The organism is Diaphorobacter sp. J5-51 (assembly GCF_001023515.1).
Lineage (GTDB): Bacteria > Pseudomonadota > Gammaproteobacteria > Burkholderiales > Burkholderiaceae_C > Diaphorobacter > Diaphorobacter nitroreducens.
In genome coordinates, this window is record NZ_JSYI01000035.1 from 1 (window position 1) to 12,448 (window position 12,448).

Annotated in this window: 9 protein-coding genes; all 9 read left to right on the forward strand. The window is 65.6% G+C overall.

Translation table 11 applies throughout. From position 1 onward, the window contains the following. The coding region (locus OX89_RS05685; RefSeq protein WP_047349906.1) for a deoxyguanosinetriphosphate triphosphohydrolase at nt 1-828 on the forward strand (828 nt) is incomplete at its 5' end. A 73-nt stretch (nt 829-901) separates the two neighbouring features. Continuing rightward, entirely contained in the window at nt 902-1,534 is a 633-nt protein-coding gene (locus OX89_RS05690) for a DUF1415 domain-containing protein (RefSeq protein WP_047349907.1), read from the forward strand. Next, nucleotides 1,531-2,460: an SAM-dependent methyltransferase gene (locus tag OX89_RS05695; RefSeq protein WP_047349908.1), complete on the forward strand. Its 930-nt coding sequence runs from the start codon at nt 1,531-1,533 to the stop codon at nt 2,458-2,460. The genes OX89_RS05690 and OX89_RS05695 overlap by 4 nt, the downstream gene beginning before the upstream one ends. 82 nt (nt 2,461-2,542) lie before the next feature. Next, a complete protein-coding gene (locus OX89_RS05700; RefSeq protein WP_012655704.1) occupies nt 2,543-3,244 on the forward strand; it encodes a transposase in 702 nt (233 codons plus the stop codon). A 181-nt stretch (nt 3,245-3,425) separates the two neighbouring features. Next, on the forward strand, nt 3,426-8,159 hold the full coding sequence (locus tag OX89_RS05705; protein WP_047349909.1) for a glutamate synthase-related protein: 4,734 nt from the start codon (nt 3,426-3,428) through the stop codon (nt 8,157-8,159). Nucleotides 8,160-8,222: 63 nt separating this feature from the next. After that, nucleotides 8,223-9,701 carry a glutamate synthase subunit beta gene (locus OX89_RS05710; RefSeq protein WP_011804192.1) on the forward strand — a complete coding sequence of 493 codons (1,479 nt, stop codon included), beginning with the start codon at nt 8,223-8,225 and terminating at the stop codon, nt 9,699-9,701. A 317-nt stretch (nt 9,702-10,018) separates the two neighbouring features. Further along, the gene (locus OX89_RS05715) at nt 10,019-10,819 is read left to right on the forward strand and encodes an amino acid ABC transporter substrate-binding protein (protein WP_041835888.1); all 801 of its coding nucleotides are present in this window, start codon (nt 10,019-10,021) and stop codon (nt 10,817-10,819) included. A gap of 180 nt (nt 10,820-10,999) precedes the next feature. Then, nucleotides 11,000-11,653: an amino acid ABC transporter permease gene (locus OX89_RS05720; RefSeq protein ID WP_047349910.1), complete on the forward strand. Its 654-nt coding sequence runs from the start codon at nt 11,000-11,002 to the stop codon at nt 11,651-11,653. Further along, nucleotides 11,634-12,416, forward strand: coding sequence for an amino acid ABC transporter ATP-binding protein (locus tag OX89_RS05725; protein WP_011804195.1), 783 nt, complete (start codon nt 11,634-11,636; stop codon nt 12,414-12,416). Before OX89_RS05720 ends, OX89_RS05725 begins: the two co-directional genes overlap by 20 nt. The last annotated feature ends 32 nt before the right edge of the window (nt 12,417-12,448 follow it).

Here is a 12,448-nt window from a genome sequence, read left to right on the forward strand (position 1 = left end):
CGCGATGGGAATGGAATCACTGTCCGCCATCAGTGGAATGCGCACCTGCGTGTGGTGGACACGCTGGAAGACCGCTACCCCGCCTACGATGGCATCAACCTGACCTACGAGACGCGCGAGGGCATCCTCAAGCACTGCTCGCGGCGCAACGCCGAGCAATTGGAGGCGCGCGAACCCGGCGGTGTGGGGCGGCGTTTCCTCCTCGGCCAGCAGCCGAGCCTGGAGGCGCAGCTGTGCAACCTGGCCGATGAGATTGCCTACAACGCCCACGATATCGATGATGGTGTGCGCTCGGGCCTGATTACGCTGGAGCAGTTGCGCGACGTACCGCTGTTCGACCGCTACCGCGCGCAAGCGCAGAACGACTACCCGCATCTCGCGCAGTCCGAAGGGCGGCGCCGTTTACTGAGCGAGGCCATCCGTCGCATGCTCAGCGAGCAGGTGTACGACGTGATCGATGCCACGCGCGCAGCGCTGGCAGAGCATGCGCCCGCTGACGTGGAAGCGGTGCGCCGGCTGCCGGCCCTGGTCGGCTTCTCGCAGGCCATGCGCGCGCAGTCGCAGGTGCTCAAGCGGTTCCTGTTCCAGTCGCTGTACCGCCATCCCCAGGTCATGCAGACCACGGACCGTGCCCGCCAGGTGGTGCGCGACCTGTTCGCCATCTACCAGGCGGACCCGCGGCAAATGCCACCTGCGCAGGCCGGCTCGGCGTTGGATGGCGACGATGCCCGCCGTGCGCGCACGGTGGCGGATTTCATCGCAGGCATGACCGACCGGTTCGCCGCCCGAGAGCACGAACGCTTGACCGGTCAGCGCTTGCTGGCCTGACGCGCCAGCCCCGGTCCGCCTGTGCGGCAGGGCAGAGACATACAATGCGAGCCCTCTTCAGACCACGCCCGCCATGACCACCAGCCCTATGCCCGACCAGCCCCGCCAGGATGCAGCCGCCTGCGATGACAACGTGGTGGTGGCGGACATGGTGCGCTGGCTCGAGCGTGCCGTCATCGGACTCAACCTGTGCCCGTTCGCCAAAAGCGTGCATGTGAAGGACCAGATCCACTACGTGGTGAGCCATGCCACGGATGCGCGTGAACTGTTGCAAGACCTGGCTGCCGAGTTGGAGGCGCTGGCCGAAGCCTCTCCCGAAAAGCGAGACACCACGCTGCTCATCGCGCCGCTGGCCATGCCGGACTTTCTGGATTTCAACGACTTCCTGGAGTTGGCCGACGAGCTCGTCGAATCCATGGACCTGGCGGGCATCCTGCAGGTTGCGTCGTTCCACCCGCACTTCCAGTTCGAGGGCACCCTCGCTGACGATGTGACCAACTGCACCAACCGCGCGCCTTATCCCACGCTGCATTTGCTGCGCGAGGAAAGCATCGACCGCGCGGTGGAAGTGTTTCCCGAGGCGCAAGAGATCTTCGAGCGCAACATTGAATTGCTGGAGCGCCTGGGCGCGGCCGGATGGGCCGATCTGGACGTGGGGCCCCACTGGCCGGTGGGCGCGCCTGCAAAGGGTGCTCCGCAAGTATGAGCCGCTCCACCACCACCGGGCAGCCGCACCGCAGTGCGCGTGCCAAGTCGGGCACGCAGCAGACGGGCGCCGCCGACGCTGCGGTGCTGGCCGAACTGCGGCCAGGCCAATCCGTGGAGTTGCTCAAGGAACTGCACATCCTCACGCGCGAGGGACGGCTCAACCAGGACTCGCGCCGCAAGCTCAAGCAGGTCTATCACCTCTACCAGTTCATCGAGCCACTGCTCGCCGAGCTGTCCGCCGATGGCCACGCGCCACTGCTGGCCGACCATGGCGCGGGCAAGTCCTACCTGGGTTTCATTCTCTACGACCTGTTCTTCAAGCAGCTCGGCCGTGGCGAGATTTACGGTATCGAGTGGCGCGCGGAATTGGTGCAGCGTTCACGTGAATTGGCGCAGCGCTTGGGGTTCGCACGCATGCACTTCCTGGACATGGCGGTGGCGGATGCCGCGGGCGCGGCAGAGCTGCCCGAGCGCTTTGACATCGTGACCGCGCTGCATGCCTGCGACACGGCGACTGATGATGCGATTGCCTTCGGCCTGCGCAAGCAGGCGCGTGCCATGGTGCTGGTGCCCTGTTGCCAAGCCGAGGTGGCGGCCTGCCTGCGCGGCACCAAGGCGCTGAGCCTGTCGCGCACGCCGCTGGCCGAGTTGTGGCGCCACCCGATCCACACGCGCGAGATGGGCAGCCAGATCACCAATGTGTTGCGGTGCCTGCATCTGGAAGCCAGCGGCTACCAGGTCACGGTGACGGAGTTGGTGGGCTGGGAGCACAGCATGAAGAACGAGCTGATCCTGGCGCGCTACACCGGCCAGAAGAAGCGCAGCGCGCGCGAGCGGCTGGCGGCCATACTCGAAGCATTCGGGTTGGCGCAGGCCCTGGGGTCGCGCTTCGGCCTGGATGACGCCGGGTCGGTGGCGATATGAGCCATCTAAGCCTCGAGCGCCCGCCAATGAAGCGCTAGAAGCTATAGATTTAAGAGCAATTGAACGGTCCCAAGACGGTTTCATGGCCCGCCTTCCCCGCCTCGCCCTCGCTGGCTACCCGCACCACATCATCCAGCGCGGCAACAACCGCCAGCCGATCTTCCTGGATGCCGCGGACCGGGAGCTCATGTGGTCGTTGCTGGTCGAGCATGCGCGGCAGCAGCAGGTGGCAGTGCATGCCTATGTGCTCATGGACAACCATTTCCACCTGCTGGCCACGCCGCAGGAGGGCAAATCGCTGCCTCTGATGATGCAAGCCGTGGGGCGCAGCTATGTGCGGCGCTTCAACCAGCGCCATGGGCGTTCGGGCACGCTATGGGAAGGGCGCTACCGCAGCGCCGTATTGCAGGCCGAGCGCTATCTGCTGCCCTGCATGGCATATCTGGACCTCAACCCCGTGCGCGCGGGCCTGTGCGCCGCGGCGGCGGACTTCCGGTGGTCCAGCCACGGCCACTACATCGGCCTGCGCAGTGACCGTCTCATCACGCCGCATGCCCTCTACTGGGCCTTGGGCAACACTCCCTTTGCCCGCGACGCGGCCTATGCCGCACTCGTGCAGGCGGGGATTTCCGCCAGCGAACAGGCGGCACTGACGCAGTCGGGCCTGAATGGCTGGGCCCTGGGGGATGACGGGTTTGTGCAGGCGCTGCAACAGCTGACCCCCCGTCGGCTCACCCGAGCACGCGCGGGGCGTCCCGCTTCCGTGGTTCCACCCAAACCGTAATTGGCCTGCACTTCCTTTGTAATGACTGGTTTTTCTGCTCCTGAAATTGATATGTCCCTAATAAAAATGCACCAATAAAGTGCGCCAACTTTCAGGTATCTGACCCCAATTAAAGTGCTTGCGCCGCCATGTTGCGTTGCACTACGCTTGCGTTCCCTGCGAATCTTTGAGGAAGCGCGCCATGACCAAGGCTGCCGAAATCCAGCATCTGCAACAGCACGGCCTGTATGCATCCAGCAATGAACACGACGCCTGTGGCCTGGGCTTCGTGGCCCATATCAAGGGCGTGAAGCGGCACGACATCGTGACCGGCGCGCTCAAGATTCTGGAGAACCTGGACCACCGCGGCGCCGTGGGGGCCGACAAGCTCATGGGCGACGGCGCGGGCATCCTGATCCAGATTCCCGACCAGCTCTACCGCGAGGAAATGGCGCGTCAGGGCGTGGAGTTGCCCCCCGCCGGTGAATACGGCGTGGGCATGATCTTCCTGCCCAAGGAGCACGCCAGCCGCCTGGCCTGCGAGCAGGAGATGGAGCGCGCCATCAAGGCCGAGGGCCAGGTGCTGCTGGGCTGGCGCGACGTGCCGGTGAATCTGGACATGCCGATGTCGCCCACCGTGCGCGAGAAGGAGCCCATCCTGCGCCAGGTCTTCATCGGCCGCGGCTCCGACGTGATCGTGCAGGATGCGCTGGAGCGCAAGCTCTACGTGATCCGCAAGACGGCCAGCGCCGCCATCCAGGGCCTGAAGCTCAAGCACAGCAAAGAATATTACGTGCCCAGCATGAGCAGCCGCACCGTGGTCTACAAGGGCCTGCTGCTGGCCGACCAGGTGGGCGTGTACTACAAGGACCTGGCCGACGAGCGCTGCGTCTCGGCCATCGGCCTGGTACACCAGCGCTTTTCCACCAACACCTTCCCCGAGTGGCCGCTGGCCCACCCCTATCGCTACGTCGCGCACAACGGCGAGATCAACACCGTGCGCGGCAACTACAACTGGATGCTGGCGCGCGAAGGCGTGATGGCCTCGCCCGTGCTGGGCGAAGACCTGAAGAAGCTGTACCCCATCAGCTTTGCCGGCCAGTCCGACACCGCCACCTTCGACAACTGCCTGGAACTGCTGACCATGGCCGGCTACCCCATCAGCCAGGCCGTGATGATGATGATCCCCGAGCCCTGGGAGCAGCACGAGTCCATGGACGAGCGCCGCCGCGCGTTCTATGAGTACCACGCCGCGATGATCGAGCCGTGGGACGGGCCCGCTTCAATAGTGTTCACCGATGGCCGCCAGATCGGCGCCACGCTGGACCGCAACGGCCTGCGCCCCTCGCGCTACGTGGTGACCGACGACGATCTGGTGATCCTGGCCTCCGAAGCCGGCGTGCTGCCCGTGCCGGACGGCAAGATCGTGCGCAAATGGCGCCTGCAGCCGGGCAAGATGTTGCTGATCGACCTGGAGCAGGGCCGCCTGATCGAGGACGACGAGCTCAAGGCCAACATCGTCAACACCAAGCCCTACAAGCAGTGGATCGAGAATCTGCGCATCAAGCTCGATGACGTGAAGGTGGGCGAATCGGCCGTGCATCCGGCCGCGTCCGCGCTGCCGCTGCTGGACCGCCAGCAGGCGTTTGGTTTCACGCAGGAGGACATCAAGTTCCTGCTGGCGCCCATGGCCAAGAACGGCGAGGAGGGCGTGGGCTCCATGGGCAACGACAGTCCGCTCGCCGTGCTGTCGGACAAGAACAAGCCGCTGTACAACTACTTCCGCCAGATGTTCGCGCAGGTGACCAACCCGCCGATCGACCCGATCCGCGAGGCCATCGTTATGTCGCTGGTCAGCTTCGTGGGTCCCAAGCCCAACCTGCTGGACATCAACCAGGTCAATCCCCCGATGCGTCTGGAACTGCAGCAGCCGATCCTCGACTTCGAGGGCATGGCCAAGCTGCGCCAGATCGAGCAGCATACGCACGGCAAGTTCAAGAGCGCGACTATCGACATCACCTACCCGCTCGACTGGGGCAAGCAGGGCGTCGAAGCCAAGCTCGCCTCGCTGTGCGCACAGGCCGTGGATGAGATCAAGGGTGGCGCGAACATTCTGATCATCAGCGACCGCAACATCTCGCCCACGCAGGTGGCCATCCCTGCGTTGCTGGCGCTGTCGGCCATCCACCAGCACCTGGTGCGCGAAGGGCTGCGCACCACGGCCGGCCTGGTGGTCGAAACGGGCACCGCGCGTGAAGTGCACCACTTCGCCGTGCTCGCGGGCTATGGCGCCGAGGCCGTGCATCCCTACTTGGCGCTGGAAACGCTGCAGGACATGCACAAGGACCTGTCGGGCGACCTGTCTGCCGATAAGGCCATCTACAACTACATCAAGGCGGTGGGCAAGGGCCTGTCCAAGATCATGTCCAAGATGGGCGTGTCCACCTACATGAGCTACTGCGGCGCCCAGCTGTTCGAAGCCGTCGGCCTGAACAGCGACACAGTGCAGAAGTACTTCACGGGCACGGCCAGCCGCGTGGAAGGCATCGGCGTGTTCGAGATCGCCGAGGAAGCCATCCGCACCCACCTGGCCGCGTTCAGCGACGACCCGGTGCTGGAGACCATGCTGGACGCCGGCGGCGAATATGCCTGGCGTGCGCGCGGCGAGGAGCACATGTGGACGCCCGACGCCATCGCCAAGCTGCAGCACTCCACGCGTGCGAACAACTTCAGCACGTACAAGGAATACGCGCAGATCATCAATGACCAGGCCAAGCGCCACATGACGCTGCGCGGCCTGTTCGAGTTCAAATTCGATCCGGCCAAGGCGATCTCGGTGGAAGAGGTCGAACCCGCCAAGGACATCGTCAAGCGCTTCGCCACCGGTGCCATGTCGCTGGGCTCCATCTCCACCGAGGCGCATGCCACGCTGGCCGTTGCCATGAACCGCATTGGCGGCAAGAGCAACACTGGCGAGGGCGGCGAGGACCCCAAGCGCTACCGCAACGAGCTCAAGGGCATTCCGATCCAGCAGGGCGAGACGCTGTCGTCCATCATCGGCAGCGACAAGGTGCAGGCCGACATCCCGCTGCTCAATGGCGACTCGCTGCGCTCCAAGATCAAGCAGGTGGCATCGGGCCGCTTCGGCGTGACGGCGGAGTATCTGGCGTCTTCCGACCAGATCCAGATCAAGATGGCCCAGGGCGCCAAGCCTGGCGAGGGCGGTCAGCTGCCCGGCGGTAAGGTGTCCGACTACATCGGCGCGTTGCGCCACAGCGTGCCGGGCGTGGGCCTCATCAGCCCGCCGCCGCACCACGACATCTACTCCATCGAAGACCTGGCGCAGCTCATCCACGACCTGAAGAACGTGGCGCCGCATGCCGACATCTCGGTCAAGCTGGTGTCCGAAGTCGGCGTGGGCACCATCGCGGCCGGCGTGGCCAAGTGCAAGAGCGACCACGTGGTGATCGCCGGGCACGACGGCGGCACGGGCGCCTCGCCCTGGTCGTCCATCAAGCATGCCGGCTCGCCCTGGGAAATCGGCCTGGCCGAAACCCAGCAGACCCTTGTGCTCAACCGTCTGCGCGGCCGTATCCGCGTGCAGGCCGACGGCCAGATGAAGACGGGCCGCGATGTCGTCATCGGCGCGCTGCTGGGTGCCGACGAGTTCGGCTTCGCCACGGCGCCGCTGGTGGTCGAAGGCTGCGTCATGATGCGCAAGTGCCACCTCAACACCTGCCCCGTGGGCGTGGCCACGCAGGACCCGGTGCTGCGCAAGAAGTTCACCGGCAAGCCCGAGCACGTGGTGAACTACTTCTTCTTCGTCGCCGAGGAAGTGCGCCAGATCATGGCGCAGCTGGGCGTCCGCAAGTTCGACGAGCTGATCGGCCGCACGGACCTGCTCGACACCCGCAAGGGCATCGCGCACTGGAAGGCACAGGGTCTCGACTTCTCGCGCCTGTTCGCCCAGCCGCAAGTGCCTGCCGATGTGCCGCGCTACCACGTGGAAACGCAGGACCACAAGCTGGACAAGGCGCTGGATGTGAAGCTCATCGAGCGCTGCCGCCCCGCCATCGAGCGCGGCGAGAGCGTGCGCATCATGGAGGTGGCCAAGAACGTCAACCGCTCGGTGGGCGCCATGCTGTCGGGCGCGGTGACCAAGGTGCATCCCGAAGGGCTGCCGGACGACACCGTGCGCATCCACTTCGAGGGCACGGGCGGCCAGTCCTTCGGCGCATTCCTGTGCAAGGGCGTCACGCTGAACCTGACGGGCGAGGCCAACGACTACACCGGCAAGGGCCTGTCGGGCGGCCGCGTGATCGTGCGCCCCAGCCATGAGTTCCGCGGTGAGGCCGTGGGCAACACCATCGTCGGCAACACCGTGATGTTCGGCGCCACCAGCGGCGAGGCGTTCTTCGCCGGCGTGGCGGGCGAGCGCTTCGCGGTGCGCCTGTCGGGCGCCACGGCAGTGGTCGAGGGCGTGGGCGACCACGGCTGCGAGTACATGACCGGCGGCACCGTGGTGGTGCTGGGCAAGACGGGCCGCAACTTCGCGGCGGGCATGAGCGGCGGCATTGCCTACGTCTACGACGAGGACGGCAAGTTCGACTCGCGTTGCAACCTCTCCATGGTGACGCTGGAGCGCATCCTTCCGGGCGAGGAGCAGGCGGTCCACATGGGCCGCGGCATCTGGCACCGCGACCAGACGGACGAGGCCCTGCTCAAGAAGCTGCTGGAGGACCACAGCCGCTGGACGGGCAGCAAGCGCGCCCGCGAGATCCTGGACAACTGGGCCGCGTCGCGCAGCAAATTCGTCAAGGTCTTCCCGACCGAGTACAAGCGTGCCCTGTCGGAAATCTATGAAAGAAAAGTGCTGGAAGAGCAGGCTACACCTGCGGTAGCAGCTCCTAAAACGGAAGCGGTAGCCGCCAAGTAACTCGCGCGGGCGGGGCCTGGGGCCCCGCTGCGGCAGCATGCACAAAGACAGGACACCACGATCATGGGCAAGACCACAGGTTTCATGGAATACGAGCGCATCGAGGAGGGCTACAAGCCCGTTGGCGAGCGCCTCAAGCACTACAAGGAATTCGTCATCGGCCTTGATGACGCCCAGGCCAAGCTGCAGAGCGCCCGCTGCATGGATTGCGGCACGCCGTTCTGCCACAACGGCTGCCCGGTGAACAACATCATCCCGGACTTCAACGACCTCGTTTACCACCAGGACTGGAAGAGCGCGATCGCGGTGCTGCACAGCACCAACAACTTCCCCGAGTTCACCGGCCGCATCTGCCCCGCACCCTGCGAGGCCGCCTGCACGCTGAACATCAACGACGACGCGGTGGGCATCAAGAGCATCGAGCACGCCATCATCGACCGCGCCTGGGAGCACGGCTGGGTGCAGCCGCAGCCGGCTGCCCGCAAGACGGGCAAGAAAGTGGCCGTGGTGGGCGCCGGCCCGGCGGGCCTGGCGGCCGCGCAGCAACTGGCGCGCGCCGGGCATGACGTCACGCTGTTCGAGAAGAACGACCGCGTGGGCGGCCTGCTGCGCTACGGCATCCCCGACTTCAAGCTGGACAAGGCGCACATCGACCGCCGCGTGGAGCAACTGGTGGCCGAGGGCGTGACGATCCGTACCGGCGTCTTCATCGGCGCGGCCAAGGACGGTCTGGGCAAAGGCAGCAAGGTCACCAACTGGTCCAAGGAAACCATCACGCCCGAGCAGCTGCGCAAGGACTTCGACGCCGTGCTGCTGACGGGTGGCGCCGAGCAGTCGCGCGACCTGCCCGTGCCGGGGCGCGAACTGGACGGCATTCACTTCGCGATGGAGTTCCTGCCGCAGCAGAACAAGGTCAACGCGGGCGACAAGCTCAAGGGCCAGATCCGCGCGGACGGCAAGCACGTCATCGTCATCGGCGGCGGCGACACGGGCAGCGACTGTGTGGGCACCAGCAATCGCCATGGCGCGGCCAGCGTCACGCAGTTCGAGCTGATGCCCATGCCGCCAAGCCAAGAGAACAAGCCCCTGGTGTGGCCCTATTGGCCGTACAAGCTGCGTACCAGCTCCAGCCACGAGGAGGGCTGCGAGCGCGCGTTCGCCATCGCCACCAAGGAGTTCATCGGCGACGGCAAGAAGGTCACGGGCCTCAAGACCGTGCAGGTGGAGTTCAAGGATGGCAAGTTCATCGAGGTCCCCGGCACCGAGAAGGAATACCAGGCCGACCTGGTGCTGCTGGCCATGGGTTTCGTGAGCCCGGTGGCTGCCGTGCTGGACGCCTTCGGGGTGGACAAGGATGCGCGGGGCAATGCCCAGGCCACGACGGACTTCACCGGCGGCTATGCGACCAGCGCGCCCAAGGTCTTCGCCGCCGGCGACATGCGCCGCGGCCAGTCGCTGGTGGTCTGGGCCATCCGCGAAGGCCGCCAGGCCGCGCGTGCGGTGGATGAATTCCTGATGGGGGAAAGCAGTCTGCCGCGCTGAGGCGGGAATCCCTCGCCATTGGGCAATTACAGAAGGCGGTCGCAGCCGCAGTCTGCTTACCCGTCTACCGGCACAACGGCGCCCTGGGGCGCCGTTGTGCTTATTTTTTGATAGCTGCTCGCGCTTGCTGGACGGGCGCTGCGGCAGTTATTGGCATCAAATCCCCCGTTCCAGCGCTGCCAGTGGGCGCAGTCTCCGCATCGGTGGGACAATTCAGGGTTTGCCCGGTCATGGGCTTGCTGCGCGACCTTAATGGTCGAGCGGCGTGCCCGGGCCGTTTGTTCGTTCCGACTGTTCTTTTCAAGAATCGCTACACCATGAAGAAGTTTGCCGCCGTTGCCCTGCTGACCCTGGGCGCCGTGCTGGTGGGTTGCTCCAAGCAGGAACCCGCCGCCCCCGCAGCCGCGCCTGCACCCGCCCCGGCCGCCGTCACGAAGATCGTCGTGGGCCTGGACGACAACTTCCCGCCCATGGGCTTCCGCGACGAGAAGAACGAGCTGGTGGGCTTTGACATCGACATGGCCAAGGAAGCCGCCAAGCGCCTGGGCGTGGAGGTGGAGTTCAAGCCCATCGACTGGAGCGCCAAGGAAGCCGAGCTGTCCGGCAAGCGCGTGGATGCGCTGTGGAACGGCCTGACCATCACCGAGGAGCGCAAGCAGAACATCCTGTTCACCGCGCCCTACATGGAGAACCACCAGATCATCGTGGTGCCCGCAGGCTCCGCCATCAAGGCCAAGGCCGATCTGGCCGGCAAGGTCGTCGGTGCGCAGGAAGGCTCCAGCGCCGTGGACGCCATCAAGAAGGAAGAGGCTGTCTTCAAGTCGTTCAAGGAACTCAAGACCTTCGGCGACAACGTGACCGCCCTGATGGATCTCACCACCGGCCGCCTGGAAGCCGTGGTGGTGGACGAGGTGGTGGGCCGCTACTACGTGGCCAAGAAGCCTGACCAGTACGCCGTGCTGGACGATAACTTCGGCACCGAAGAGTACGGCGTGGGCGTGCGCAAGGACGACACCGAACTGCACGGCAAGCTGGACAAGGCGCTGGCCGACATGAAGCAGGACGGCAGCGCCGCCAAGATTGCCGAGCAGTGGTTCGGCAAGAACATCATCAAGTAATAGCGAACAACCCCCTGTGTCGCTTCGCTCCTTCCCCCTTCTCTCGAATTGCTGCGCAATTCGGGAAGGGGGAGCGATTGCTCAGCGCGGCGGGGCGGCCCTTGCGCGGCGTCCGCTGGCCTGGGGCGCGCCAGTTTCGACGGTTGCGTGCTGTGCAAGGCACTGAATTCTCGTGACCCCATGGACTACCTACTCTCCCTCCTGGGGCCGCTGGCGCAGGGCGCCACCGTCACCCTGAAGCTGTTCTTCATCACGCTGGTGCTGGCCGTGCCGCTGGGCCTGGCGCTGGCGCTCATGCGGCTGTCGCGCTGGAAGGCCCTGTCGGGCGCGGTGAACGGCTACATCTGGCTCATGCGCGGCACGCCGCTCATGCTGCAGATGCTGTTCATCTACTTCGCGCTGCCCTTCGTGCCGGTGATCGGCGTGCGCCTGCCGGACTTCCCCGCCGCCGTGGCGGCCTTCGCACTGAACTACGCGGCCTATTTCGCCGAGATCTTCCGCGCCGGCATCCAGTCGGTGGACCGTGGCCAGTACGAGGCCGCCAAGGTGCTGGGCATGGGCTACGGCCAGACCATGCGCCGCATCGTGCTGCCGCAGATGGTGCGCAGCATCCTGCCGCCCATGAGCAATGAGACCATCACCCTGGTCAAGGACACGTCCCTCATCTACGTGCTGGCGCTGAACGATCTGCTGCGCGCCGCGCGCGGCATCGTGCAGCGCGACTTCACGACCACGCCCTTCATCGTTGCCGCCGCCTTCTATCTCGTCATGACCCTGGTGCTCACCTGGGGCTTCCAGCGCCTGGAGAAACGCTATGCCAAGCTTGACCAGTGACGCCACGCAGATGATCGAGGCGCGCGACGTGCGCAAGGCCTTCGGCCATGTGCAGGTGTTGCGCGGCGTGTCGCTGTCGGTGCACCGTGGCGAGGTGGTGGCGGTGATCGGTCCCTCGGGCTCCGGCAAGAGCACCTTTCTGCGCTGCCTGAACCACCTGGAAACCATCGACAGCGGCCACATCGCCATCGAAGGCGAAACCCTGGCCACGACCGACGCGCAGGGGCGCTGCGCCTACGTGTCCGATGCCGAGGTGCGCCGCATCGGCGCCAAGACCGGCATGGTGTTCCAGCATTTCAACCTGTTCCCGCACCTCACGGTGCTGGAGAACCTGATCGAGGCGCCCATGGTGGTGCAGGGCCTCGCGCGCGACGCGGCCATCGCCCGCGCCGAGGCGCTGCTGGACAAGGTGGGCTTGGCGCAGAAGCGGGACAACTATCCCTCGCGCCTGTCGGGCGGCCAGAAGCAACGCGTGGCGATCGCGCGTGCGCTGTGCATGGAGCCCGACATCATGCTGTTCGACGAGCCCACCTCGGCGCTGGACCCCGAACTCACGGGCGAGGTGCTGCGCACCATGCGCGAGCTGGCCGAGGAGCGCATGACCATGCTGGTCGTCACGCACGAGATGGGTTTTGCGCGCGAGGTGGCGAATACCGTGGCCTTCATGGACCAGGGTGAACTCATCGCGGCGCGTCCGGCCGGGGAGTTCTTTGCCGATCCCGGGCATGAGCGGGCGCGGGCGTTCTTGCAGCACATGCTTTGAACATCTAGCGCCGAATTGGGCTCTAGCGGTTA

Bases quoted from the DNA above. Each gene is read 5' to 3' on its own strand.
- OX89_RS05690 (WP_047349907.1), top strand. From the start codon at position 902: ATGACCACCAGCCCTATGCCCGACCAGCCCCGCCAGGATGCAGCCGCC.
- OX89_RS05695 (WP_047349908.1), top strand. From the start codon at position 1,531: ATGAGCCGCTCCACCACCACCGGGCAGCCGCACCGCAGTGCGCGTGCC.
- OX89_RS05700 (WP_012655704.1), top strand. From the start codon at position 2,543: ATGGCCCGCCTTCCCCGCCTCGCCCTCGCTGGCTACCCGCACCACATC.
- OX89_RS05705 (WP_047349909.1), top strand. From the start codon at position 3,426: ATGACCAAGGCTGCCGAAATCCAGCATCTGCAACAGCACGGCCTGTAT.
- OX89_RS05710 (WP_011804192.1), top strand. From the start codon at position 8,223: ATGGGCAAGACCACAGGTTTCATGGAATACGAGCGCATCGAGGAGGGC.
- OX89_RS05715 (WP_041835888.1), top strand. From the start codon at position 10,019: ATGAAGAAGTTTGCCGCCGTTGCCCTGCTGACCCTGGGCGCCGTGCTG.
- OX89_RS05720 (WP_047349910.1), top strand. From the start codon at position 11,000: ATGGACTACCTACTCTCCCTCCTGGGGCCGCTGGCGCAGGGCGCCACC.
- OX89_RS05725 (WP_011804195.1), top strand. From the start codon at position 11,634: ATGCCAAGCTTGACCAGTGACGCCACGCAGATGATCGAGGCGCGCGAC.